The following is a 25,103-nucleotide window of genomic DNA, read 5'->3' as shown; positions in this document are numbered from 1 at the left end:
CCAACGTGTGGCCTGTGAACACCCCCAGGCGTCCATGAACAGCCGATCGCCACTGTCCTCTTCGGTCATGGAGATCCGCAACGAGCTGTCAACCCTCGCCCTCGGAGGCGGCGTGCTCGCCCTGCTCAGTTTCAGCGGAGTGCTGGATTGGCTGCTGGCCAGTGAAGCCGGCTTAATCATTGCTGGACTCCTAATCCTGGGAGCCGTTGTGGTGCTCCTCTCCCAGCAAGTGGCCAATCAGGCCGAGCTGCTGGCGGAGGCGCTCGGCGAGCCCTACGGGACCCTTGTGCTCACAGGCTCTGTGATCGTGATCGAGCTGGCCCTCATCGGCAGCACCATGATCACCGGCGAACAGAACCCCACGCTCGCCCGTGACTCGATGTTCTCCGTGCTGATGATCGCCCTCACCGGCATCACCGGGTTATGCATGGCGATCACCTCCAGGCAATCCAGACAGAAGCTGGAGTCTGATGCAGCCATGAGTGAGGAGGACCTCTCGGGCCCGAACATGGCCGGCTCGATGGTCTTTTACAACCTCATCAGCACGATGAGCGTTCTCGTCCTCATCATTCCCAACTTCAGCACGGACTCCCCAGAGGGTGAATTCAGCCTGCCGATCGAAGCGGTGCTGTCCGTGGTCGCCGTCGGCGTCTACGTGATCTTCCTGATCAACCAGATGGGGCCTTACCGCTGTTTCTTCATGGATGCACAGGAGCGGGCATCTCTCAACAGCGGCAACACCCCTGGAGGCCTCAACCGCAAGCACCGACCCTGGCGGGCGGGCGGCCTGCTGGTCGCCAGTCTCGGAGTGGTGGTGCTGATCGCTGAGTCCATGGGTCAGCTGATCGAGCGGGGCGTGAACGAACTGCAACTGCCCGGTGCTCTGGCTGGCATCCTCGTGGCCATGCTGATCCTGATTCCGGAGGCGTTGAACGCGATCCAGGCCACGCGCCGCGGCCAGCTGCAGCGGGCCCTCAACACCCTCTTCGGATCGGTTTTGGCCACGATCAGCCTCACCGTTCCCGCGGTGCTCATCATCGGGCAGATCATCGGTTCTGAGGTGGTTTTGGGCCTTGAGCCCGCCTCCATGGTGCTGCTGGCTCTCACCCTCTTCCTGCTTCGCCCCCATCCGAAGGTGCTCGGGAGCGAAGGGTTGATGCTTCTGGTGGTGTTCCTGTTCTGGCTGATGTTGGATCTGGTCTGAGATCAGCGCTCCATGGCCTGAACCGACTTGAGGGCGTTGGCGCTGAGCACTTCGTGGCCTTCAGGCACCTCGTCGAGTTTCCTCACAGCCACGTCGTCCTCGATGCGGATGCCGATGCCCTTCCAGCGTTCGTCGATGCTGGGTTGCCCTTCAGGAACCGGCAGACGATCGCTCACGTAGAGGCCGGGCTCCACGGTGAGCACCATGCCGGGTTCCAGCTCCACGTGATGCTCGCCAAGCCGATAAGCACCCACATCATGAACATCCAGGCCGAGCCAATGGCCGGTGCGGTGCATGTAGAGATGGCGGTACGCGCCCTGTTCAATCAGGCCATCCACATCCCCCTGCAGGAGACCGAGGCTCACCAAGCCCTCCACCAGAACGCGCACGGCCGTGTCGTGCACACCCTCAGCGGTCTGACCAGGTCGCACACTGTCTATCGCGGACTGTTGCGCAGCCAGCACAAGGCTGTAGAGCTCACGCTGCTCGCCGCTGAAGCGACCATTCACCGGGAACGTTCGCGTGATGTCGCCGTTGTAGTAGTCCGGCAGTGAGCAGCCGGCATCGATCAGCAGAAGATCGCCGTCCTGAAGCACGGCGTTGTTCTCGATGTAATGAAGAACGCAGGCGTTATCCCCCCCCGCCACGATGGATCCATAAGCCACACCACGGGCCCCTTGATCGAGGAAATGCTCTTCGATCAAGGCCTGAACCTGTCGTTCGCGCATCCCGGGTTTGACGACGGAACGGGCCAGCTCATGGGCGGCGGCCGAAATCCGCCCGGCCTCGCGCAGACGCTCCAGCTCCGCCGGCTCCTTGCGCAGGCGCATGCGATGCAGCAAGGAACAGGGAGCCAGCAAGGCCAAGGCCGCGCTCCCGGTTCGCGAAGCACGATCGAGTTGCCCGGCCCAGGCGGCAACCACCAACGGCTCAATGGCGGGATGGCGACCGACGCGGAAGGCGATGCCCTCAGCACCGTTCAGATAGTCGGGAAGCCGCTGCTCAAGCTCAGAGCGAGGGTGGGCGATATCAGCACCGAAAGACTCCACGGCCCCCTCGCACCCCCAGCGACGTCCGGTCCAAACCTCAGCGGCTGGTTCGCGAGGGTTCACAAACAGCACAAACCGTTCCCCCTCCGGCCGATGGGGCAGCAGCAGAGCCACCGCATCTGGCTCATCAAAACCGGTCAGGTACCAGAAATCGCTGTCCTGACGGAACGGCCATTCCGTATCGGCATGATGGGTGACCAGGGTGGCAGCGGGGATGACCGCAGCTGCACCCCCCAGATCTTGCATGAATCGCTCACGACGATCCGCATGACAAGCAACATCAATGAGGGGGGTGCATTCAGCCACGAAAGAGACAGGTTGCCGAGTAACAGTCAGGATGGCAGGCAAAGCGCACCCCCATGACCTCCGACCTGCTGATCCTGCTGATCCTGGTGGTGGTGGTGCTGGCGGGATCCGCTCTCTGCTCGGGTGTGGAGGCCGCTTTGCTCACGGTCAATCCCATCCGCGTCCACGAGCTCGCCGCCCGCCCGCGGCCAGTCGCTGGTGCCCGCAGACTTGCGCAGCTGCGCCAGCGCCTGGGACGCACCCTGTCGGTGCTGGTGATCGCCAACAACGGCTTCAACATCTTCGGCAGCCTGATGCTTGGGGGCTATGCCGCCTGGCTGTTCAAACGCATGGACAGCAGCAATGTGGCGCTGCCTCTGTTTTCGGTCAGTCTCACCGTTCTGGTGATTCTGCTTGGCGAGATCCTGCCCAAAGCGATCGGTAGTCGCCTGGCTCTGCCAGTGGCTCTGGCCAGTGCCCCGGTGCTGCACTGGCTGGGCGTGATGATGCGCCCCCTGGTTCTGCTGCTCGAACGCCTGCTGCCGGCCATCACTGAGGAGAGCGAGATCAGCACGGATGAGGAAGAGATCAGGCTTCTCGCCAGGCTTGGTTCTCAGAAAGGTCAGATCGAAGCGGATGAGGCCGCCATGATCGCCAAGGTGTTCCAGCTCAACGATCTCACCGCCCGCGATCTGATGATCCCGCGGGTGGCAGCGCCCACCCTGGATGGGGCCACCCGCCTGGATGAACTGCGGGACGCGCTGATCGACAATGAAGCCCAGTGGTGGGTCGTGCTCGGCGACGCAGTGGACAAGGTTCTGGGTGTGGCCAACCGCGACAGTCTTCTGAGCGCGCTGGTTCAAAACCGTGGTCAGCTCACCCCCTTGGACCTGAGCGAACCCGCAGAATTCGTCCCGGAGATGATCCGCGCTGATCGACTGCTGACTGCGTTTCGTCGTGACAATGCCGGCGTGCGCGTCGTGGTGGATGAATTCGGGGGCTTCGTCGGTGTGATCGGTCCCGATGCCGTCTTGGCGGTTCTGGCTGGGTGGTGGCGGAAGGGCGGAGGAAGCGGTTCCCCATGACCAACCCCACCGCGATGGCATCCAAGGCGACAGTGTTGCGGCTGTGGAAAGACCAGCTGAACCTGACGCCCCGTGAGCGAGGGCTTTTAAGCGGTGCTCTCATCACGCTGGACCACCAGCTCCAGCGACTGGAGCAGAGCCGGCTGCGCATCGCCGTGTTCGGCCGGGTTGGCGTCGGCAAGTCGAGTTTGGTCAACGCCCTCGTGGGCCAGTCGCTGATGGCCACGGACGTGGCCCATGGCTGCACAAGGCAACAGCAGAGCACTCCCTGGCCCAAGCCAGTCCCAGGCCTGCAAGGCGTCGACCTGGTGGACACACCGGGGATCGATGAGGTCGATGGCCCAGCCCGAGCCCGCCTTGCCGGACGGGTGGCCATGAACGCCGACCTCGTGTTGCTGGTGCTGGATGGGGACATCACCCAGATTGAGCTCGATGCACTGGCGACCCTCCAGACCAAGGGAAAACCGGTGCTCACCGTGTTGAATCGCAGCGATTGTTGGCCCGCCGAAGAGCTGGCCCCTCTGCTCGCCAGCATCAAACGCCGCCTGCCGAAAGGGCTCCCCGGGCCGGTCGTCGCCGCAGCGGCACCGAGACGGGCTGTGCAACTCAATGACGGACGCATCCGCAGCCAAAAGCAGCCAGCGGATGTCGCGCGTCTGGAGACCCATCTCACCGCACTGCTGGCTGAGCACGGCGCAAGCCTGCTGCTCTTGAACGGCCTGCGCCAGGCAACAAGCATTCAGCAGCAGCTCGAAACCGGCCGCCTGCTGCGCCGCCGTCGGGAAGCGCAGGGGCTGATCGGTCGCTATGCCGCGCTCAAAGCAGCGGCCCTTGCTGCCAACCCCTTGCTGCTGCTTGATCTTGCAGGAGGCATGGCCTGTGATGCCGCCTTGGTGAGCCAGCTGTGTGCGCTGTACGACCTTCCGCTGGGAGGCCCCGCTGCCCGTCGTCTGCTCCGTCAGCTCGGTGGTCAGAACGCCCTGATCGGTGGAGCCCAGCTGGGGTTGCAAATGAGTCTGGGAGTGATTCGCCAGCTGCTCCTGCTGGCGGCTCCCTTCAGTGCAGGGCTCAGCCTGGCTCCGGCGGCTCCGGTGGCCGTGGCCCAGGCGGCTCTGGCGGTCCACACCACCCGCCGCACCGGGCGGATGACAGCCCGCTGGCTTCTGGAGGAGCGCGGCCGTGGTCGCCGCAACCAGCCGATACCCATCAGCATGATGCGCCGGCTCTCCCGCACCGATCGCGGGCTGGTCGGATTGATGCATCGCTGGCCGGATGCCCCAACGCGGCCGGCGTTGAAATCGCTACTGCCATGAGCAGAGACTCAATTGCACTGCTGGGCACCAGCGCGGATCCGCCCACCCTTGGACATCAGGCCCTCCTGGAAGGACTTCTCGGCGAGTTCCAGCGCGTGGTGACGTGGGCCAGTGACAACCCGTCCAAGCGCCACGGTGCAGAACTCAAGCAGCGCAGCGACCTGCTGGGTTGTGTCGTTCAGACCATCGACAACCCACGCCTGGAACTGGCCCAGGACCTCAGCAGTCCCTATGCCATCACCACCCTGGAACGCGCGCGACAGCGCTGGCCTCAATCCCCTTTGTGCTTTGTCGTTGGCAGCGATCTGGCCACGCAGATCCCGCGTTGGAAAGATTGCGAGCAGTGGCTCGGTCTCTGTGAACTGGGCATTGTTCCGCGCAAGGGCTGGCCCTTACAGGCCGATCACGTCCAAACCCTCGAAGGCCTCGGTGCCCGCCCAAGGATTCTGTCCCTCGACATCCCAGCCACCGCCAGCTCCGCCGTGCGCCAAGCCACAGGGGATGATCAAATTCCCGACACGCTCTGGCCTCTGCTGTTGGAGCACAATCTTTACGGCTTCCACTCCTCTTCCGCCTGAGTGCTGATGCGTATCGCCCTGGCCCAGATCAATCCGGTGGTGGGCGACCTTCTGGGGAATGCCGATCGCATTCACGCCGCCTTGGCCGCCACCGAGGTCAACGGCAAGGTCTCGGCAGACCTGCTGGTGACACCAGAGCTATCCCTCTGGGGCTACCCACCAAGGGATCTGCTCTTCAGCGCCGCGCACCTGGAGCAGCAGCAACAGGCTCTCGACCAGCTGCAGCAACGCTTGCACGCCGAACAATTGGATGTGGCCCTCCTCGTTGGAGTGGCCGAGGTGGCCCCAGACCAGCAACACCCCCGGCTCTTCAACGCCCTGGCTCTGGTGCAGGCGAGGGGATGGCAGGTCGTCGCCCGCAAGCAGCTGTTGCCCAGCTACGACGTCTTCGACGAAACCCGATACTTCCGCGCCAGCAGCAGTCCATCCACCCTCAGCCTGCGCGTCAACAACCGCGACTGGCAGCTCGGCCTCAGCATCTGCGAAGACCTCTGGGTGGATGAGGAGCTCCATGGGCAACGCCTGGTGGGCCCGGATCCCATTGCCAGCTTGATCCCCGAACGCCTTGATGCCTTGATCAACTGCTCGGCATCCCCATTCAGCAGACGAAAGGGCACCCTCCGCCATGAGCTGGCGGCCCGGGCCGCTGAACGTCTGCAGTGTCCTGTGGTGTACGTGAATCAAGTGGGGGGGAACGATGAGCTGATCTTCGATGGCGCCAGCTTCGTGATCGCTCCGGGAGACGACACCCCACTGCTTCAGTTGCCCGAATTCGCCGTCAGCACAGAGGTCTGGACAGCGGCATCATCCACTGACCGGCTGGAGCAGCCCAGCCGCGCGCATCAACAAGCGAACACCCCAGACGACGACCTCGAGGCGCTGTTCCGTGGCCTGGTGACCGGGGTCAAGGACTATGCGACCAAGTGCGGATTCAAGGCGGCGCTACTCGGACTCAGTGGCGGCATCGATTCGGCCTTGGTCGCGGTGATCGCGGCCGCTGCTCTGGGGCCTGACCACGTGCAGAGCCTGCTGATGCCCTCTCCCTGGAGCTCCTCAGGATCGATTGCTGATGCACTGGCCCTGGCAACACGCCTTGGGATCGCCTCGCAGATTGTGCCAATTCAGACCCTGATGGAGGGCTTTGAAGCCACGCTCACACCAGCGCTGAACGCAGAGCCCTCTGGCATCACAGCTGAAAATCTGCAATCACGCATCCGCGGAACCCTGCTGATGGCGATGGCCAATCAGCAGGGCCAGCTGCTGCTCTCCACAGGAAACAAATCCGAACTGGCCGTGGGCTATTGCACCCTCTATGGCGACATGAACGGCGGCTTGGCGGTCATTGGTGATCTCTACAAATCAACGGTGTTCGCTCTCTGCCATTGGCTCGACAGCCCGGACGCTGGTGCCTGTCGAGCCGAACTGGGGCTGGGGGGTTCTGGGCCATTGATCGGCCAGGCCATTCTCGAAAAACCCCCGAGCGCCGAACTGCGGCCAGACCAGAAAGACAGTGACTCCCTGCCTGACTACGAACGGCTGGACCCCTTGCTCATGGATCTGATCGAACAGCGGATGAGTGGTGAGCAGCTGATCGGTGCCGGACATGATCCCGACGATGTGAAGCGCATTGAACGGTTGTTCCGTCGGGCTGAATTCAAGCGGCGACAGGCCCCTCCGCTTCTGAAAGTGAGCAAACAGGCGTTTGGCAGTGGCTGGCGGCTGCCGATTGCAGCCATCTGAGCCAGATTGAGAAGACGACTCTGCCTTCCATGGCTCATTCCGTTCTGACGGCCCCGATGGCCAGCATCGGGGTGCCCACCGAGATCAAAGCTGATGAGCAACGGGTCGCCCTGACGCCGGATGGTGTGAGGGAGTTGGTGACCCAGGGCCTGGAGGTTCGGGTCCAACACGGTGCCGGGGCTGGTGCCGGCATCGGCGATGACGCCTTTGCTGCAGCGGGGGCCCGCATGGTCGACCGGGACGAGGCCTGGGCCGCTCACCTGGTGGTGAAAGTGAAGGAACCGCAGGTGGAGGAATTCGGCCTGCTGCGCGACGACATGGTGCTCTTCACGTATCTGCACCTCGCGGCCTACCCCCAGGTGGGACAGGCCCTTCTGGATGCAGGAACAACGGGTGTGGCCTATGAGACGGTGCAGTTGGAAAACGGCAGCCTGCCGCTGCTGGCGCCGATGAGTGAAATTGCCGGCCGTCTCGCTGCTCAGGTGGGCGCACGCCTGCTCGAACGACCCAATGGCGGCCGTGGCGTGCTGATCGGTGGCTGCACCGGTGTTCAACCGGCACGGGTGGTGGTTCTTGGCGCCGGCACTGTCGGCTGGAACGCAGCCCGGCTTGCAGCGGCCATGGATGCCGAGGTGATGCTGCTGGATCGATCACCGGAGCGGTTGCGCAGCCTGGAAGCCGACCGCCGGGGACGCTTGATGAGTGTGGTGAGCAGTCGGGGACTGCTGGAACGACTCGTGCCCACCGCCGATTTGCTGATCGGTGCCGTGCTCACACCAGGCGGACGGGCGCCGACCCTGGTGGACGACGACATGGTGAAACAGATGAAACCGGGTTCGGCCATCGTGGATGTGGCCATCGACCAGGGGGGTTGCATCGCCACGAGCAGGGAAACCACGCACACCGATCCCACGATCAACATTCATGGCGTGCAGCACTACGCCGTTGGGAACATGCCGGGAGCCGTGCCGTTCACGTCCACCGAAGCCCTGGTCAGTGTCACGCTGCCTTACATCCTTGGCATCGCTGGACGGGGACTGGAAGAAGCCGTCACCGAGCGACCGGAATTGTTGTCGGGCCTCAACACCGTGAAAGGTGCGGTCTGCCACCCCGGCGTTGCAAAGGCCTTAAACGTTCCGCCACGCCATCCCATGGCATGCCTGCGCTGAGGTTGTCACAGGGCGCGGATGTAAAGCCAATCACCACTGAGCTGCCCATCCCGCCGCTCAAACAACGAGGTTTCCTCAAGACACCTGCGCTGCCCAGAGGCAATGCAATGCGCAGCAAACTGAACCGTGCCCTGGCAATCCTCGATGCCACCACGCTCCACGGCCAGGATTTCGAGTGCGATCCATCGAACCTGGCGGCTGCTGGCCCGAAGCTCGCGGCGCCGTTGCTGAAGCGATGTCTGTGGCTCAGGGTGGGTGGCCATCAGATACGCAATCTCACCCAGCGCATAAGCGCTGTAGCGCGACCGCATCAGTTGTTCAGCCGTTTGTGCCTTCGCCAGGCCCTGATGAAAAGCACCGCAGCATGACGCCAACGGGGCTCCGGACCCACAAGGACAAGCCGACCGATCAGCAGCAGACCCTGCGAACCCCCTGGCCATGCGATCAGTCTCGAGCGATGGAGCAAGGTTTGAGAGGCACAAGGGGCCTCTGCAGCGATGGCAACGCCACCCCCTCCCGCATCGCCAGCACCAGCCCGGCGGCTTCGGCGTAGGACGCAGCGGCAATCACCCGATCCTCGAGTCCGAGGGATTGCGACGACACCTGAAGCACCGAAGGGTTGCTGACGGCAATCACTGGAACGTTCCGCTCCAAGCAGGCCAGGACGGCCTCCCCCCCCAAAGCACCCTCCGGCACCACAAGGGCCCTGAGGCCGGAGGCCAGAAGATCCCCGGGCTGCGCCGTTGCCGACTGAATCAGATCCGGGGCGCGACTGAGCCCCACGAGAACACAGGGAAGAAAGGTATGCGCCAACTCTTCGGCTGCCGCCCGCGGATCCAGCTGAGGGTCCAGCGGCAAGGGAGCCAGAGCCGGTGCGTGGGCACAGGGGATCTGAAGATGCCGCACAAGCAGATGGCTGATCACCGCCTCCGCACCAGCCAACCCATCCACGCCGCTTCCATGGCGATAGGCCTCCAGAGCCTCACTGCCGCAGTCATCTGGGAATCGGGCCACCACGGCGATCGCCGATGCTCCAGCGTCTCGCAGTGTCTCCCCAGCGCGAAGCAGCGCATCCGGATGCTCGAGCGAGCCCCAGCTCACCCCACTCTCCCCTTGCCGAAGCGTCACTCCGAGGGCGACATCCGTGGTGACCACAGGACCAATCTCCAGGCCGAGGGTGGCGCGACAGGCATCGGCAACCTGCAAGTGGCGGTCTCGAAGACACGGTTCAATCGCAGCATCGAGCAGCAGGCCGATGCGCTGCCGCCGTCCTCCACGCAGCGCCAACTCCCCGGCTGCAAACCGATCAAGCCCCCATCCCTCCACATAAAAAATGCGCTCATCGCTCCAATAAAGAGCCGCTCCGTTCATCACGTTGGGATGGGTCACCAGACAGCCCGAAGCGGCCGCGAGTAACCGCGCAGCTGGAAGCGCATCGCCGGCATAACCTCCGATCTCGCATCCAATGCCCGTGGGCACAATCATCAGTGTGGGGAAGACGGCCGCCATGAGCTCACCCCGTGTGCTGAAGCATCACCGCTTCAATCAACACCTCAGATCCACCCTCTGGTGCGGCATCGGCCGAGGTGATGGCCCAACGCAGGGGTTCGCCATGAAGGCGCAGATGCTCCAGGATCCTGCCGCGCCAGTCACGGGCTGTTTCGTGCGCCGGAAGCACCAGCTGCAGCTGAAGTGATTCAAGTTTCACTTCTGATACTGGCCAAACTGCGCTTCATAGAGAGCATCCTCCTGTCCTGCGAGCACCTTGAGATCTGAGCGTGGATAACTCACGCACAGCAATGCAAAGCCGTCCTGGCGGAGCTCTTCCTTCACGCCCATGGCATCCGGTTGATGCACAGTGCCATCAAGGATGCGGGCGGCACAGGTCGTGCACACACCAGCGCAACAGGAGCTGGGAACGGCCACGCCCGCAGATTCTGCGGCTGCGAGCACAGTTTGATCGGCACCGCACTGAAACTGATGGGTCTGTCCATCCAGCTCAACGCTGATGGCGAAGGTCGCTGCCGTGGAGTCGCTCATCCGTTCGAGATAGTCCTTGAAGCGCGCATTCTCTCAGGACAACTGGCGCTCACAGCCTTGCCACTGATGGGGATGGGGCGCGAGGAATTCCGCAGGCGCGGACGCAGCCTGGGCCGTGAGCACGAAGTCGAAGCTGATGGACACCCGGAGCGACTCCTCATCATTGTTCTGGCCAACACTGTGATCCAGCCGGGACGGGAAGATCACCAAAAGACCGGGTTCAGGGTTCACAGTCCAGAGCCCCTGATTGTGAGGGTGATGATCGCGAATGGGCCCACCATGACCTACAGCAAGCCCTGGAACCAGCTCATTGAGTTGATGCCTTGCGTGCAGACAGAGGGCTCCCTCCTGCCCCTGACCATCACCACTGAGATACACGACGGCACTCACATGGGCATTGGGATGGTGATGCCGACCCACCACTTGCCCAGTCGTGCTGAGCACAGGCCAACAGCGTTGGAGGTGCAAGGCAATCTGGTCAAGATCAAATCCTGTGCGCTCCAGATACATCCAAACGCGTGCCATCACCTCGTCCGCTAGCGGCTGGAAGTCGGGATGTTGATGCAATTGCCAGATGCCATGGAGATCTCCGGTCCATGCACAACCTTCATCGGGATTGCTGATCGCCTCGCCGCGCAGGTTCAGCAGTGTCTGCATCTGGCCGGCCAGCGTTAGAGGGTCGATCGCCATCCGCTCTGTGGCCACCACTGTGGGAAAAAGGGCATGAAGCTCCACAACGAGCGAGCGGCAGATCTCCAGCATCGGTCATGCACAACGCTGCAGAAAACTCTCATCAAAAAAAGCCGGCCCTGAGGCCGGCTTTGCACAATTGCGATGGATGCGTGTGTCGTTAACCGACAGCAGCAGCTCCACCAGCCACTTCCAAAATCTCCTGAGTAATCGCAGCCTGACGGGCTTTGTTGTAATCAAGAGTCAGAGTTTTGGCTAGAGCCTTGGCGTTGTCGCTGGCATTGTTCATCGCCGTCATACGACTGGCGAGCTCCGAGGCCGCAGCCTCCTGAAGAGAGCGCAGCACCTGGTTCTGAAGGTAAAGAGGCAGAAGCGCATTCAAGAGCTGATCCGGGCTCTGCTCAAACACGATCTCAGAAGAGAGTTCTGGTTGCGCATTGGCAGGAGCAGAACCTGTTTCCACCCGGAGATCGCCATCTTTGGTGGTGAGGCGGAAGATCTCGTCATCAGCATCAGCGATGCCTTGGGGATCGAGCGGAAGCAGGGTCTGCACAACCGGCTTGCAGCTCACCAAATTGATGAACTTGGTGAAGATGATTTCAACCCGATCGGTTGTTTCAGAAAGAAACTCAGCGAACACTTCATTCGCCACAGATCCAGCTTCATCAGCCGTTGGCACTTGCTCCAAGCCAGTGAATGTGGCCTGAATCGGATAGCTGCGATTGGTGAAATAGCTGATGGCCTTGCGACCGATCAACACAAGATTCACCTTGTAACCCTTGCTCTGCAGCTCTTCAAAGCGCTGCTCGGTGCGCTTAATGATGTTGGCGTTGTAGCCACCGCACAAGCCACGATCACCTGTGACCGCCATGAGAGTGACCGTCTCAAGGGGACGATCCTCAAGCAGGGGGGCGTCAGCATCCTCAAAGCGCATGCGCGCCTGAAGATTTTCCAGGAGCCTGGCCAGGCGATCGGCGAAAGGCCGACTGCGCAGAACTTGCTCCTGGGCACGACGCACCTTGGCTGCCGCGACAAGACGCATAGCCTCGGTGATCTTGCGTGTGTTTTTAACTGATTTGATCCGATCGCGGATCTCTTTGAGATTTGCCATGTCTCAGGACCTCAGTTGGCCGTTGCCAGCATGGTGGAAGTGACTTCAGCGACGGCCTCTTTGAGCATGGTCTCAGCTTCAGGGCTGAGAACCTTCTCGGTTTGGATTTTTTCGATGAACTCAGGCTTGTTGCTCTTGAGGTACTCGCGGAGCTCGCGAGAGAACTGAACCACCTGGTCCACAGGCACGTCGTCGATCAGGCCCTTCACACCGGCATAAACGATGGCCACCTGCTCAGCAAGGATCAGAGGGCTGAACTGAGGCTGCTTGAGCAGTTCGCGCAGACGCTTGCCACGGCCGAGCTGCTTCTGGGTTGCCGCATCAAGATCGGATGCGAACTGGGAGAAGGCGGCAAGTTCATCGAACTGAGCCAGCTCCAACTTGAGCGTGCCGGCGATTTTCTTGATGGCCTTGGTTTGAGCTGCACCACCAACGCGGCTCACGGAAATACCCACGTTGATGGCAGGACGCAGGCCGGAGTTGAACAGATCAGAGCTCAAGAACACCTGACCATCGGTGATGGAAATCACGTTGGTTGGGATGTAGGCCGACACGTCACCTGCCTGGGTCTCGATGATGGGCAGTGCCGTCATCGAACCTTTGCCCATGGCATCGGACAACTTGGCGGCACGCTCGAGAAGTCGGCTGTGGCAGTAGAACACGTCGCCGGGATAAGCCTCACGACCGGGCGGACGACGCAGAAGCAGAGACATCTGGCGATAAGCCTGAGCCTGCTTGGAGAGATCGTCGTAGATCACCAAGGTGGCCTTGCCCTTGTACATGAAGTACTCGGCAATCGACGCACCGGTGTAAGGCGCCAGATACTGAAGAGCAGCAGGATCAGAGGCATTGGCGGCCACGATCACGGTGTAATCGAGGGCACCACGCTCACGCAGCACCTCAGTCACCTGGGCGACAGACGCAGCCTTCTGACCGATGGCCACATAAACGCAAACCACGTCCTGATCCTTCTGATTGAGGATCGTGTCGATCGCGATCGCTGTTTTGCCGGTTTGACGGTCGCCAATGATCAGCTCACGCTGGCCGCGACCGATGGGAATCATCGCGTCGATCGCGGTGATGCCCGTTTGCATCGGCTCATGCACCGACTTCCGCTGAATGATGCCGGGAGCGGGGGATTCGATCAGGCGAGACTCGGTTGTGCCCAGGTCACCCTTGCCATCGAGAGCAACACCCAAAGGGTTCACCACACGGCCAAGAAGACCATCACCAACGGGGACCGATGCAATCTTTCCGGTGGCGCGAACGGTGCTCCCCTCCTGGATACCCAGGCCCTCACCCATCAGCACTGCGCCGACATTGTCGTCTTCGAGATTGAGCGCAATACCTTCGGTGCCGTCTTCGAACTCAACGAGTTCACCGGCCATCACTTGCTGAAGGCCGTAGACACGAGCAATGCCGTCGCCCACCTGCAGGACGGAACCCACATTGCTGACCGAAACAGACTTGTCGTAGTCCTCAATCTGCTGTTTGAGGATGGCGCTGATCTCGTCGGGACGGATGGAAACCATGGCGGGTAAACCCTGGAAAAGGGCGTGAGAGGAGGAGCGTGGGGGTGAAGAGAGAGGTGCTCAGCTCGCCTTCGCGAGCGAAAGACCAAGGCGACGAACCTGGCCAGAGAGGCTGGCGTCGATGACTTGAGAGCCGATGTTGATCACGAAACCACCGATCAGGCTGGCGTCGATGGTGAGATCAATCTCAACGGAACCGGTTCCGACCATGGACTGAACCTTTGCAGTGAGGGCTTTGGTTTGGTCATCAGACAAAGCCTGTGCGCAGCGCACGTGTGCCAGGGAGATGTTGCGCGATTCGCGATACAGCTCCAGGTAGCGGCGCAGGACGGCATCGAGTGCAGTCAAACGCTGGCGATCAGCGAGAACCTTGAGAAGGTTCATCAGTGAAGGCTTGATCTGCTCAGCCAGCAGTTGTGCCAGGGCCTGTTTCTTGGCAGCAGGCTCAAGAACCGGAGATGTCATGGCGTCGCGCAAGGCGGTGCTGGAATCCCAGACCGCAAGGAGTTCCTTGCACTGTGCGGCAACATCATCGGATTCACTGCGACCGTCAGTGACCTGAAGAAGAGCCTCGGCGTACGGAGTTGCCAGAGTGTTGAGCAGTGGCATCAGGCGTCCTCCAGGTTGCTGATAGAGGCATCAATCAACCGGGACTGTCCCGCTTGATCGAGACGTCCAGGAAGTTCGGTCATCACCTTGTCGATGGCGGCGAGTGCAGCCTCGCGGCGCAATTGTTCGGTGAGGCGAGCACCTTCTGCATTGAGATCAGCCAAAGCATCCTGCTTAACAGCAGCCATGGCATTGATCGTGCGCATTTCACCGTCCTTGCGGATGGCTTCAGCTCGGGCCTTGCCGTCAGAGCGGATTTTCTCTGCTTTCTGCTGAGCAGCAGCGAGGTCTTCTTGGGCTCGAGCCAGATCGGTTGTGGCCTGACGCAACCGGCCTTCGGAATCCTCGAGGTCCTTCAGAATCGCTTGGCGGCGACGCTCAAGGATGCCCCCTAAGAAGCCCTTCAGGAACCAGTAAAGAACCCCGATCACAATGACGAGGTTGATGAGGTTGGTCTCGAAAAGGTTGAGGTTCAGACCGAACCCACCTTCCGAGGCAAAAAGTGGAAGAGGCATAGTCATCGTCAGGCGGCCAGAAGTCTGTTGATGATCTGGGCACTGAGCTGATCCACCTGACTCATGAGCTGAGCCTGGGCAGATTCTCGTTGGGACTCGATCTCGCGCCGTGCCTTTTCGCGGGTGCGATTGGCTTCGGCTTCCGCTTCGGCGAGGGCCTCGCGGTACAGACGATCAACTTCCTGTTCAGCCTCAACGATGGCTGACTGAGCAGCCTGACGGGCTCCACGCAGTTGATCTTGGAGATCGGCTTCCAGTCGGTTGATTTGCTCAAGCTTTTGCTTGGCCTCAGCACGACTGGTCGCGATGTAACCCTCGCGATCCTCCACGACCTTGCCGACCGGCCGGAAGAACAGGGAATTGAGCAGGAAGGTGAGGAGAACCACCTGAACCGCCATCAGCGGCAGGGTGGCATCGAGGTCAAAAAGACCTCCCTCCGGAACACCTGCTTCAGCGAGCAGAAGCCAGGTCATGGAAGGATGCGATTGGGACAGTCAAATCGAACGGATCAGAAGCGCGGGGAGACGTGAGGTCTCCCCACAAGCGAATCTGATCAGCCAGCGAAGGGGTTGGCGAACAGAAGAACCAGTGCCACCACCAGGCCGTAGATGGTCAAAGCTTCCATGAAGGCCAGGGAGAGCAGCAGGGTTCCGCGGATCTTGCCTTCAGCTTCAGGCTGGCGGGCGATGCCTTCCACAGCCTGACCGGCTGCGGTGCCCTGGCCGATACCAGGGCCGATGGCGGCGAGACCCACCGCGAGAGCGGCGGCCAGAACGGAAGCGGCGGAGGTCAGATCACTCATTGGTGGAAAGCGGTTGGAGGTGCGCAGGATGAGCGCGGAAAGGGCAGGACGCGCCCGGGACACCCTCACGATGGAGGACGGGCCCGGTTCCACCCGGACCTGCGCGCGATGTGTTTAGCAGATCGCGGGGGACCTGCGAAAGGCACGAAAAGACCTAGTGGGCCTCTTCGTGCACAGCCTCGCCGATGTAATTCGCGGCAAGGGTGGCGAAAATCAGGGCCTGAATGGCACTGGTAAACAACCCGAGGAACATGGCAGGCAGCGGGACCAGCACAGGCACGAGGAAGGCCAGGACGGCCACCACCAGTTCGTCAGCCAGGATGTTTCCGAAAAGACGGAACGAAAGCGACAGAGGCTTCGTGAAGTCTTCGATGATTTTAAAAGGGAGCATGATCGGGGTCGGCTCCACGTAGTACTCGAAGTAACGCAGACCTTTACGGCTCAGTCCCGCATAGAAGTAGGAGAGAGACACCAGCAGAGCCATGGCCACTGTGGTGTTGATGTCTGCAGTGGGTGCACCGAGCTCTCCATTGGGAAGCTCAACGAGACGCCAGGGAATCAGGGCGCCTCCCCAGTTGCAGACGAAGATGAACAGGAACAGGGTTCCCACGAAAGGAAGCCAATCTCTGTAAGCCTTCTCGCCGATCTGCTCCCGTGCGAGCTCCCGAAGGTAATCCCAGAGGTATTCCAGAAGGTTCTGAACACCTTTCGGATCGCGTTCCATCTTGCGGGTTCCGCTCACAACGAGCAGGAGCAGCAAGCCGATCACGACCCATGAGCTGAGGAAAACCTGGCCATGCAGGTTCAGATTGCCGATCTGCCAATACAGGTGCTGACCGACCTCGAGTTCGGCGAAGGGCAGATTGAGGAGCGACGGAACCATGACGGTGATGAGTGCGCGAAATCAGGCGTCGATGACGGTCTGAAGAATCAAAGCGGGCTTGTAGAGAAGAAAACCGATGAAGGCGGGAAGAAGCTCGAGCTGGGGAAGTTTGGCCGCTGCCACGATGAGAAGCATTGGCACCACCAGCTGAAATCGCCCAACCTGACGGGAACCTCCGCCGAGCCTGGCCACGCTGCGGGCGAGTAAGCGCAGGTACAGAAGACCAGCACACGAGCCCACCAGCAGGCTGCGGGCCACCAGAGCATCGAATCGAACGAACGCGACAAGAGCCGCGAGCAGTGAGACGGTGAGGGTGGCCAGCATCAAGCGTCGTTGGAGCCTGGCGTACTCACCCATGCCCGAATCGGTTGCAACGGATGCCGCACTGGATTCGATAGGAGTGGTAGCCAGCAAACAACGCCTGAGAAAGCGCGCGGAATCTATCACGCGTTTTCCCTGCCCCCCCCTGCTTCAGCGATGGGCAACAGCAGACGCCGCTGGATCAGAGCCCTTGCCACATCAGCAGTCCAGGGGCCTAAATCGAGCTCTCCGAGAGAATGCTCAGGGTGGGCATCCACAGCCTCAAGCAGCTGCTTTTCCTGCGCAGACAACGCCATCGGCTCGAGATCAGGACCCAGCAGGCTGACGGAGGGCCAGCCCCACAAACACGACTGGCGTCGGCCTCGCGTCTTCAAGAGCTCCCCGTCATCGTCCCAGCGCCGCTTCTGAATCGGTTTCCGCGCAACAAAAAACTCGAAATGACTGATCTCCGTATCGAGATCCTCGATCAGAAACCACTGATCCTGGATGGGAAGCGATTGCGCCCGTGCCAGGAGATCACCGCTCAACACACGCGCTGGATCCCAAGCCGAAGGATTGGAGAAGCCAGCGAAATGCAACCCGGAGGCCTCAATCAAGGCAAACAGTGACTTGAGGTCGTAACTGGTCTCCTGGGGGTGCAGATACATGTCTGCGAAGTTGGCATCGGCAGCGGTGTCGATCAACCACCGCTGTTCATGGTTACGGCGAAGCCGATTGGATTCAGGCAGCACCTCGAACAGCTCTCGGCCCAGGCGCAGAGCTTCTCCGTCCTGCCCCACGCCAAGCCTGGTCAGGGCTCTCTGCGTCCGGTGGATTTCCCAGCGCCCTGCATTCGCATACAGGAACAGGTGCATCAAGCCGTCTTCGTCCAGCAGCGCAGCAAGAGCTTTCAGACCCGCCAGAGGGTCTCGCAAATGATGCAGGACACCCACGGAGTTGATGTAGTCAAAGGGCCCCTCATCCTTGAGATCCAAGAGGCTGCGCTGTTCCTGACGCAGTGATCGAACCTGCTGTGCTCCTCCGGAGCGGTGCAGCCGCTCTCTGGCCAGTCCCAGAGCACCGGCGCTGATATCGACAGCCAGGATCTCGGCACCGGGATTGAGGTGGCAGAGATAGTCGGTACTCACACCCGTCCCACAGCCTGCGTCGAGAATGCGAGGAGGCGTCCCTGCATCAGCGCGAACGGGGGTTGCACCTCTGACGGCGCCATCGACGCTGTCCAGACACCAGCGCCAGTTGTACCCAGGCGGTGGGCCGTCCTGAATGGGGTCACCCGGATAGGGAAAACGGTCGTAGAAATCACTCACCACTGGTGTGGCGGCATCGGACGGGGTGGGTTGCATCAGCGGCGGGCTTCCGGGTCGATCGGCTTGCGATGGAGCATTTCATGCGCTGTCGCAATGCGTCACTGCTGACGGCGACCCCTGCAAACATTTGTTCATGGCAGCCGAGGTGCTCAGGGCACGAGCCGTAACCTGGCCGGATCCGGCTTGCTTCCGTTCATGACCGTGACCGCCAGCAGCGGCAGCCCCAGGGTCTCCCCCCAGCTGTACGACACACTGCCGCTCTCCAGCGTTCGCCAAGCCGAGCAGCAGGATCGATTCCCCGATGGTGGGGAGCTGGACTCGCTCATCACGTTTTTCCGCAGTGGTAACGACAGGCTTGAGGCCTCGCGGATCATTGCGGCCAACGCCGAGTCGATCGTGGCTCGTGCAGCCAACCGAATTTTCGTGGGGGGAACACCTCTTTCTTTCCTCGAGAGCCCACTCACAACCGGCGAAGAACGCCGGGCGGGTGATGACACCCCCCTGGCCGCCGATCAGGTCGCCTTCGCCCAATCGGTTCGCACCTTCACTGGAGAAAGCGCAACCACCAAGCGCGGAAACTTCCTCACCAGGCTTCTGGATGGAAGCAGCGGCGATGCCGATGTGCGTGTGGTGCTTCCCACTGGCTTCAACGCCATCAGTGTGGCCAAATACGGCCCCGCATTCATGCGCAAATCCGTGCGCGACATGGGTTGGTTCCTGCGTTATGTGGGCTATGCCCTCGTGGCAGGAGACCCAAGCATTCTCTCGGTGAACACCCGAGGGCTACGGGACATTCTCCTGAAGAACTGCTCGTTGACAGCCACCAACGTTGCGCTGCAGGAAATGCGTGCGGCGTCAGCCCAACTGCTTCGTGAGCTGCCTGAAGCGCGTCGCCTCACGATCGACTGCTTCAACGTTCTGCTCCAGGAGCTGGCTGTTGCTACCCCTTCAACACGTCAGAAGCCTGGAAGCGCTGTTCGGCAGGGACTGCAGCTCCCGGCGATCTATGCCCTGGCCGCTGAGTCGGCCCAGCGCTTTGAAATGCGTCCCGGTCTCTCCGGCGCCGAAAAAGCTGAGATTGTGAAGGCTGCGTACCGCCAGGTTTTTGAAAGGGATATTGCCAAGGGCTACTCCCAAACCCCCTGTCGCTCTGAAGCAAGTCAGCTCGTGCAGGGCAAGATCTCCATGCGCGAGTTCATTCGCGCTCTTGGCAAGAGCAAGGAATATCGAACTCAGTTTTACGGTCGATTTGTCAACAGTCGCGTCGTGGAACTGGCCTATCGCCACTTCCTCGGTCGAGGCATCAGCTCACTCGAAGAATTCCGCAAAGCGTTCTCGATCGTGAGCGAGCAGGGTCTCAACGGATTGGTTGATGTGCTCGTTAACAGCAGTGAGTACGCCCAAACCTTTGGGGAGGAGACCGTTCCCTACCTGCGCGATCTCGGAGAAGAAGCCCAGGAAAGTGCCGGCTGGGGCTCCAATCGGCGTTTGTTCAGGTTCAGCGCACCATTCGAAGGCGCTCCGCAATACGTCACGCTCTACGCGTCCTACCGCCAGCCGTTCGGCGATCAGCATGTTTACGGCGGTGGCAATGATCCCGTCGGCAACCAATACGGCGCGATCTTCCCCTCGTCGACAGCATCAGTCGCGACACGACCGGCTCCCTTCGGCTACGACACCCGCCGCCTGCTGGTCAGCAATGGCATGGCCCAGCCCGGGCAGATGGACAGTCCTCAGTTCCGCGGAAGTCGTCCCCGCAAGGTCGGCCCAAGAGTGCTGCGTCTTCAGCAGATCGCAACCGGTGGAGCCGCCAGACCCCGCCGAGGCGGCCAGCCCAGCATTCGCAACACCGAATCGTCCACCCAGGCTGTGATCAAAGCGGTCTATGTACAGGTTCTCGGAACAGCCGGCTACGCAGGAGAGCGACTCAGCTCTGAAGAAGCACGACTCGAGAACGGAGACATCAGCCTGCGCGACTTTGTGCGTTCGGTGGCACGCTCCAATGCGTTTCGCCGTCGCTATTGGGAAGGCTTGTACATCACGAAGGCGATCGAAGTGATGCATCGCAGACTGCTTGGGCGACCCACGTTTGGTCGTTGGGAGATTGATGCACTGTTCGATACTGCCGCCCGCCGAGGCTTTTACGGTCTCGTTGATGCACTGATCGACGGTCAGGACTACAAGGATTGCTTTGGTGAGGACACCGTTCCTTATGAGCGATTCATCACTCCGGCAGATCTGAACACACGCCGGGCTCCTGCCCTGCGACGTCCCATCGATGTCACCGCCGTCGTTGACCTGGCCATGGGTCGTCGTCCCGACTCTGTTCGGAACGACCGCCTGCGCACCACGAGCGATGTCACAACCCGGAACCTGACGGGTCAAACGCAAACCGCTGCTGGTCAGTGGCGCGCTGATTTGAGCTCCATGCCAGCGTCCAATTGGTCGCCACTGATGCGTCGCCGCCCACAGCGAAGCTCAACGTCACCAGGCTCGGCGCAAGACACGGCCAACTCGTGGAGTCGCACGCTCGACTCACGCTTCACCCGAACGATCCAACAGGATCAGGGGAAGACTGGGCTCACAGCGGCTTTGCAAGTAGGGAACGCGCTGGGCTTCCAGCGGCGCACCGGACTGCCCGCCAAGCTCTCCCTCCCTGTCAATCCAAGTGAATCAGAACTGAGAGAAGTGGCTGACGCCACCTATCGGCAGCTTCTCAACCGCGTGCCTCTGGAAAGCGAACGCCTGATCACGAGCGAATCCCGACTGCGCGATGGCCAAATCGATCTCGAAGGATTCGTGGCAGCTGTCGCCACCAGTGAAGCCTTTATGGAAAGACTGTCCAAAATGGCGCCCCTACGCGCTGCCACCGCAGCGGCAATGGCGCTTGTTGGACGGGCATCCACTCCGGCAGAAACGAGTCGCTTCCTGATCGTGAGAGCAGAATCAGGGCAATGTGCAGCTGTTCAGGAGTTGCTGGATCTTCGCTCCAAACTCGGATTCGAGTCGTCTGAGGTTCCTGGGCTTCAAGGCTTGAGTTCACAGCCAGGCGTCACCCAACCAACCCTCACCCGCACAGCATCCCTCTACAGCGGCAATGCCGGACTCACGCCTCCAACCAGCCAACCGTTGTAAGCACTCCTAATGCTGGCGCATCACGCCTAATTACCGATTACAACAACTCGCAATTTGCAGAGCCAGCGTATGTAAATCGCTGGCTTTTTTATGCCTGGTTATCAAACACCTAACCCAGGAATGAAGATCTGTTACCAGCACCAAACCCTCCCTAGCAGTTGGCTGAGAATCATTGGTGATCGGCCTCACCGTCTCTGGTGAAGCCCGACGGCATCCCCGAAGGTCAACAGATACAACATCTGAAGGCCTTCGAGCTCGAATCTCCACGATCTGAGCACCTGCGGCCCTTAAGCTGCTGTCCGATCTCCGTCGAGATCACCACCACCACACACCGGATATCGGTCTCCTACGGGCGGCCGCTTGCTTCGAGGTAGAACTGCATGAGCATCGTCTCCAACTCGATCATCAACGCGGACGCCGAAGCCCGCTATCTCAGTCCAGGAGAACTGGACCAGATCAAGGCTTTCGTCGGCGGCGGCCAGCGACGTCTGCGCGTCGCTCAGGTTCTCAGCGAGAGCCGTGAGCGCATCGTCAAGACAGCTGGCGGCCAGCTGTTTCAGAAGCGTCCTGATGTGATCTCCCCCGGCGGCAACGCCTACGGCGAGGAAATGACCGCAACCTGTCTTCGTGACATGGATTACTACCTGCGCCTCGTCACTTACGGGGTCGTCGCAGGTGACGTGACCCCGATTGAAGAAATCGGAGTCATCGGCGCTCGCGAGCTTTATCGCTCCCTGGGTACTCCCCTTGAAGCCATGGCTGAAGCGGTCCGTGAAATGAAGACCGTCGCCATGAGCATCCTCAGTGGCGCCGACGCCGAAGAGGCAGGCTTCTACTTCGATTACGTGGTCGGCGCCCTCGCCTGAATCACCGGACTTCACGCCCCTTTCCGTCACTCCTGATCCATGCAAGACGCGATCACCAACGTCATCAACAAGTCGGATGTCCAGGGTCTTTACCTGGACACGACGTCCATGAGCAGCCTCGAGGGCTATTTCGCCAGCGGTGAGCTGCGCGTTAAAGCTGCTGCCACCATCAGCGCCAATGCGTCCTCGATCATTCGTGATGCTGTGGCGAAGGCCCTGCTGTATTCGGACATCACCCGTCCGGGCGGCAACATGTACACCACCCGTCGCTATGCAGCCTGCATCCGCGATTTGGATTACTACCTGCGTTATTCCACCTACGCCATGCTGGCCGGTGATACCTCCATCCTCGACGAGCGGGTGCTGAACGGTCTGAAGGAGACCTACAACTCCCTCGGCGTGCCCATCGGAGCCACTGTTCAGGCCATTCAGGCCATGAAAGAAGTCACCGCTTCCCTCGTTGGTCCCGATGCAGGCAAGGAGATGGGTGTCTACTTCGACTACATCTGTTCCGGTCTCGGCAACTGAGGCCCATGCGGTTGTTCAAAGTCACCGCCTGCATTCCGAGCCCTGAAAAAGTTCGGACCCAGCGCGAATTGCAGAACACCTTCTTCACCAAGTGGGTTCCCTACGACAGCTGGTTCGCTGAACAACAGAGAATCCAGAAACAGGGTGGACGAATCATCAAGGTTGAACTCTGCACTGGCTCACGCCAGGTGAATGTCGGTAACTGACATCAGCTCAAACCCTTGCGAACCCGGCCAAAGGCCGGGTTTTTTTATGACCTGTCCCTTGGCAAATCGTGTTGAAGACGGCTCAATACACTTATTCCTTTCTTGACTCTTGAGCAGCCCGTCCGTGATGTCCAGGAGGAGTCGGTCCTCACGGTCGGACACCGTGAGGACTCGGACGCATCCTGAAAAAGAGCAGAAGGCGTTCTGGGACCGTCACCTCCCCCTCGACTGGTCGTTGTGGCCTGCGGAAGCACGCCTGTTGCTCACGCTCACAGCGATCTGGAGTCTTGCGGGTTTGCTGGTGCTGGCCTCTGCCAGCTGGTGGGTTGCAGCCCGAGAGCAAGGGGAAGGTGCTTTTTATCTCAAGCGCCAATTGGTGTGGATGGCTGCGAGCTGGAGCTTGATGGCGTTCACAGCATCCATCAACCTGAGGCGTTGGCTGAAGATGGCTGGCCCCGCCCTCTGGATTGGCTGCCTGCTTGTTGCCGCCACATTGGTGATGGGAACCACGGTGAACGGAGCCAGTCGCTGGCTCGTGATCGGACCAATCCAGATCCAGCCCTCAGAACTCGTGAAACCGTTTGTGGTGTTGCAGGCGGCCAACCTCTTCGCGCACTGGAAACGCACAGGCCTGGATCAGAAGCTGCTTTGGCTCGGCAGTTTTGGGCTGTTAGTGCTTCTCATCCTTAAGCAACCCAATCTCAGCACCGCCGCTCTGAGTGGGTTATTGATCTGGTTGATGGCCTTCTCAGCAGGCTTACCCCTGGTGCAACTGTTCGGCACGGCGATCGGAGGCGCCTGCCTGGGCACCGCAAGCATTTTGATCAATGAATACCAACGACTCAGGGTGATTTCCTTTCTGAACCCCTGGAAAGATCCTCAGGGTGATGGCTACCAACTGATTCAAAGTCTTCTGGCGATCGGTTCGGGAGGGGTCTTCGGAGAGGGATTCGGCCTCTCAACGCAGAAATTGCAATATCTGCCGATCCAGAGCACCGACTTCATTTTTGCGGTGTACGCCGAGGAATTCGGGCTGGTGGGCTCGTTGCTTCTGCTGCTCTTCTTGATGCTGATCGGCTACCTCGGCCTGCGCGTGGCACTGCGCTGCCGCAGCAATCAGGCGCGCCTTGTTGCCATTGGCTGTTCCACACTGTTGGTGGGGCAATCCATCATGAACATTGCCGTGGCCTCCGGAGCCATGCCAACAACAGGGCTGCCGTTGCCCCTGATGAGTTATGGAGGCAACTCGCTGCTGTCCAGCCTGATGATCGTGGGACTGCTCATCCGCTGCTCTCTGGAATCCACAGGCTTCATTGGAGGCCGCGGCCAACGCAGATCAGAACGCAAACTCCGGCGGCATTGAAGCGCTGATCGATAGGCTTGCAGTCTGTGATTTCCGGCCGACCGGCACGACCATCGCTTTCCTCGATCTAGCGCTTTCCGATCTGGCTCGAAGCGCTGAGCAGCTGCTGAATCACGCCCTGGAACAGCCAGGTCCCCTCAGTTTGGGGGTGGTTCTGATCGGAGGAGCCCTGACCAGCCTTGGTCCCTGCTCTCTCTCCCTTCTTCCGGTCACCCTTGCTTATCTGGCCGGCTTTGAGGGTCGCCAGGCTCCCTGGCAGCGCAGCCTGGCGTTTTCCGCTGGCATTGTTGCCGCACTGGTCATGCTGGGAAGCCTCAGCGGTTTGCTGGGCGGAATTTACGGACAAGTGCCAGGTCTGATCCCAACGCTGGTGGCTGTGCTTGCCATCGTGATGGGCCTCAATCTTCTGGGGATGATCCGGATTCCCCTGCCGGCGGGCCCTGATCCCAAGGCCTGGAGCAATCGAGTGCCAGCACCGCTGGCCCCCCTGGCCGCAGGCCTGGCCTTTGGGTTAGCAGCCTCGCCCTGCACGACCCCCGTTTTGGCCGTTCTGCTCGCTTGGATCGCCAGCACTGGGAATGTTGTGATTGGCATTCTGTTCCTGAGCAGCTTCGGGATCGGCCAGGTTCTGCCGCTGCTGTTGGCCGGCAGCATGGCAGCGTCCTTGCCGAAATTGATGGCGCTCCGTCCTGTGAGCCAATGGATCCCGAGCATCAGCGGAGCCGTGCTGATCACGGTGGGATCACTCACGCTGTTGGCTCGGTTGGTCTAA

The 25,103-nt window shown here is 60.8% G+C and carries 27 protein-coding genes; 12 read left to right on the top strand and 15 right to left on the bottom strand.

Annotated features, from left to right (window positions below; genetic code table 11):
* Nucleotides 1–7 precede the first annotated feature (7 nt).
* Nucleotides 8–1,204 carry a calcium:proton antiporter gene (locus KQ296_RS07355; protein ID WP_259726423.1) on the top strand — a complete coding sequence of 399 codons (1,197 nt, stop codon included), beginning with the start codon at nt 8–10 and terminating at the stop codon, nt 1,202–1,204.
* Between the two features lie 2 nt (nt 1,205–1,206).
* Here KQ296_RS07355 and KQ296_RS07350 read toward each other — a convergent pair whose 3' ends face one another.
* A complete protein-coding gene (locus tag KQ296_RS07350) occupies nt 1,207–2,559 on the bottom strand; it encodes an aminopeptidase P N-terminal domain-containing protein (RefSeq protein WP_259726422.1) in 1,353 nt (450 codons plus the stop codon).
* A 53-nt stretch (nt 2,560–2,612) separates the two neighbouring features.
* On the opposite strand from KQ296_RS07350, the gene KQ296_RS07345 reads away from it, so the two are divergent.
* Genes KQ296_RS07345 through ald form a run of 5 tightly spaced genes read left to right on the top strand, consistent with a single transcriptional unit; the run spans nt 2,613 to nt 8,423 of the window.
* Entirely contained in the window at nt 2,613–3,623 is a 1,011-nt protein-coding gene (locus KQ296_RS07345; protein ID WP_011933899.1) for a CNNM domain-containing protein, read from the top strand.
* A complete protein-coding gene (locus tag KQ296_RS07340) occupies nt 3,620–4,936 on the top strand; it encodes a DUF697 domain-containing protein (protein ID WP_011933900.1) in 1,317 nt (438 codons plus the stop codon). Before KQ296_RS07345 ends, KQ296_RS07340 begins: the two co-directional genes overlap by 4 nt.
* Nucleotides 4,933–5,514, top strand: a complete 582-nt coding sequence (locus KQ296_RS07335; protein WP_011933901.1) for a nicotinate-nucleotide adenylyltransferase — start codon at nt 4,933–4,935, stop codon at nt 5,512–5,514. Before KQ296_RS07340 ends, KQ296_RS07335 begins: the two co-directional genes overlap by 4 nt.
* A 6-nt stretch (nt 5,515–5,520) precedes the next feature.
* Nucleotides 5,521–7,254: an NAD+ synthase gene (locus KQ296_RS07330; protein WP_011933902.1), complete on the top strand. Its 1,734-nt coding sequence runs from the start codon at nt 5,521–5,523 to the stop codon at nt 7,252–7,254.
* Between the two features lie 29 nt (nt 7,255–7,283).
* On the top strand, nt 7,284–8,423 hold the full coding sequence (gene ald, locus KQ296_RS07325; RefSeq protein ID WP_011933903.1) for an alanine dehydrogenase: 1,140 nt from the start codon (nt 7,284–7,286) through the stop codon (nt 8,421–8,423).
* Nucleotides 8,424–8,428: 5 nt separating this feature from the next.
* Here the strand turns inward: ald and KQ296_RS07320 are convergent, their stop codons facing one another.
* The 14 genes from KQ296_RS07320 to KQ296_RS07255 all read right to left on the bottom strand — a co-directional run bounded on the left by KQ296_RS07320 (nt 8,429) and on the right by KQ296_RS07255 (nt 18,269).
* The gene (locus tag KQ296_RS07320) at nt 8,429–8,797 is read right to left on the bottom strand and encodes a YchJ family protein (RefSeq protein WP_399240728.1); all 369 of its coding nucleotides are present in this window, start codon (nt 8,795–8,797) and stop codon (nt 8,429–8,431) included.
* Between the two features lie 70 nt (nt 8,798–8,867).
* Nucleotides 8,868–9,932 (bottom strand): DUF3326 domain-containing protein, encoded by a 1,065-nt coding sequence (locus KQ296_RS07315; RefSeq protein ID WP_011933905.1) that lies wholly within the window; start codon nt 9,930–9,932, stop codon nt 8,868–8,870.
* A 4-nt stretch (nt 9,933–9,936) separates the two neighbouring features.
* Nucleotides 9,937–10,101, bottom strand: a complete 165-nt coding sequence (locus KQ296_RS07310) for a hypothetical protein (protein WP_259726421.1) — start codon at nt 10,099–10,101, stop codon at nt 9,937–9,939.
* A 26-nt stretch (nt 10,102–10,127) separates the two neighbouring features.
* Nucleotides 10,128–10,463: a 2Fe-2S iron-sulfur cluster-binding protein gene (locus KQ296_RS07305; RefSeq protein ID WP_011933907.1), complete on the bottom strand. Its 336-nt coding sequence runs from the start codon at nt 10,461–10,463 to the stop codon at nt 10,128–10,130.
* Between the two features lie 33 nt (nt 10,464–10,496).
* Complete coding sequence (locus tag KQ296_RS07300; protein WP_011933908.1) at nt 10,497–11,225, bottom strand: 2OG-Fe(II) oxygenase family protein; 729 nt, start codon at nt 11,223–11,225, stop codon at nt 10,497–10,499.
* 88 nt (nt 11,226–11,313) lie between these two features.
* Nucleotides 11,314–12,264, bottom strand: coding sequence for a F0F1 ATP synthase subunit gamma (locus KQ296_RS07295; protein ID WP_011933909.1), 951 nt, complete (start codon nt 12,262–12,264; stop codon nt 11,314–11,316).
* An 11-nt stretch (nt 12,265–12,275) separates the two neighbouring features.
* Nucleotides 12,276–13,796 (bottom strand): F0F1 ATP synthase subunit alpha, encoded by a 1,521-nt coding sequence (gene atpA / locus KQ296_RS07290; protein WP_011933910.1) that lies wholly within the window; start codon nt 13,794–13,796, stop codon nt 12,276–12,278.
* Nucleotides 13,797–13,856: 60 nt separating this feature from the next.
* A complete protein-coding gene (atpH, locus tag KQ296_RS07285; protein WP_011933911.1) occupies nt 13,857–14,405 on the bottom strand; it encodes an ATP synthase F1 subunit delta in 549 nt (182 codons plus the stop codon).
* Entirely contained in the window at nt 14,405–14,926 is a 522-nt protein-coding gene (locus tag KQ296_RS07280; RefSeq protein WP_041428669.1) for a F0F1 ATP synthase subunit B, read from the bottom strand. Before KQ296_RS07280 ends, atpH begins: the two co-directional genes overlap by 1 nt.
* Before the next feature lie 2 nt (nt 14,927–14,928).
* On the bottom strand, nt 14,929–15,393 hold the full coding sequence (locus tag KQ296_RS07275; RefSeq protein WP_011933913.1) for a F0F1 ATP synthase subunit B': 465 nt from the start codon (nt 15,391–15,393) through the stop codon (nt 14,929–14,931).
* 80 nt (nt 15,394–15,473) lie between these two features.
* Nucleotides 15,474–15,722: an ATP synthase F0 subunit C gene (gene atpE / locus KQ296_RS07270; protein ID WP_006911576.1), complete on the bottom strand. Its 249-nt coding sequence runs from the start codon at nt 15,720–15,722 to the stop codon at nt 15,474–15,476.
* A 154-nt stretch (nt 15,723–15,876) separates the two neighbouring features.
* The gene (gene atpB / locus KQ296_RS07265; RefSeq protein ID WP_011933914.1) at nt 15,877–16,605 is read right to left on the bottom strand and encodes a F0F1 ATP synthase subunit A; all 729 of its coding nucleotides are present in this window, start codon (nt 16,603–16,605) and stop codon (nt 15,877–15,879) included.
* A 21-nt stretch (nt 16,606–16,626) separates the two neighbouring features.
* Nucleotides 16,627–16,962 (bottom strand): hypothetical protein, encoded by a 336-nt coding sequence (locus KQ296_RS07260; RefSeq protein WP_011933915.1) that lies wholly within the window; start codon nt 16,960–16,962, stop codon nt 16,627–16,629.
* Nucleotides 16,963–17,048: 86 nt separating this feature from the next.
* Entirely contained in the window at nt 17,049–18,269 is a 1,221-nt protein-coding gene (locus tag KQ296_RS07255; RefSeq protein WP_011933916.1) for a trans-aconitate 2-methyltransferase, read from the bottom strand.
* 159 nt (nt 18,270–18,428) lie between these two features.
* On the opposite strand from KQ296_RS07255, the gene KQ296_RS07250 reads away from it, so the two are divergent.
* From KQ296_RS07250 to KQ296_RS07225, 6 genes are all read left to right on the top strand, one after another.
* Entirely contained in the window at nt 18,429–21,368 is a 2,940-nt protein-coding gene (locus tag KQ296_RS07250) for a phycobilisome rod-core linker polypeptide (RefSeq protein ID WP_011933917.1), read from the top strand.
* Between the two features lie 380 nt (nt 21,369–21,748).
* Nucleotides 21,749–22,234: an allophycocyanin subunit alpha gene (locus tag KQ296_RS07245; RefSeq protein WP_011933918.1), complete on the top strand. Its 486-nt coding sequence runs from the start codon at nt 21,749–21,751 to the stop codon at nt 22,232–22,234.
* 39 nt (nt 22,235–22,273) lie between these two features.
* Nucleotides 22,274–22,762, top strand: coding sequence for an allophycocyanin subunit beta (apcB, locus tag KQ296_RS07240; RefSeq protein WP_011933919.1), 489 nt, complete (start codon nt 22,274–22,276; stop codon nt 22,760–22,762).
* 5 nt (nt 22,763–22,767) lie between these two features.
* Nucleotides 22,768–22,968, top strand: a complete 201-nt coding sequence (locus KQ296_RS07235) for a phycobilisome linker polypeptide (RefSeq protein WP_006043293.1) — start codon at nt 22,768–22,770, stop codon at nt 22,966–22,968.
* Nucleotides 22,969–23,095: 127 nt separating this feature from the next.
* Nucleotides 23,096–24,331 (top strand): FtsW/RodA/SpoVE family cell cycle protein, encoded by a 1,236-nt coding sequence (locus KQ296_RS07230; protein WP_011933920.1) that lies wholly within the window; start codon nt 23,096–23,098, stop codon nt 24,329–24,331.
* 103 nt (nt 24,332–24,434) lie between these two features.
* The gene (locus KQ296_RS07225) at nt 24,435–25,103 is read left to right on the top strand and encodes a cytochrome c biogenesis CcdA family protein (RefSeq protein WP_255486401.1); all 669 of its coding nucleotides are present in this window, start codon (nt 24,435–24,437) and stop codon (nt 25,101–25,103) included.

Source organism: Synechococcus sp. CS-197 (genome assembly GCF_025128215.1).
GTDB lineage: Bacteria > Cyanobacteriota > Cyanobacteriia > PCC-6307 > Cyanobiaceae > Synechococcus_C.
Note: the sequence above shows the minus strand (reverse complement) of the source record. Positions and strands in the feature narration are given on the sequence as shown.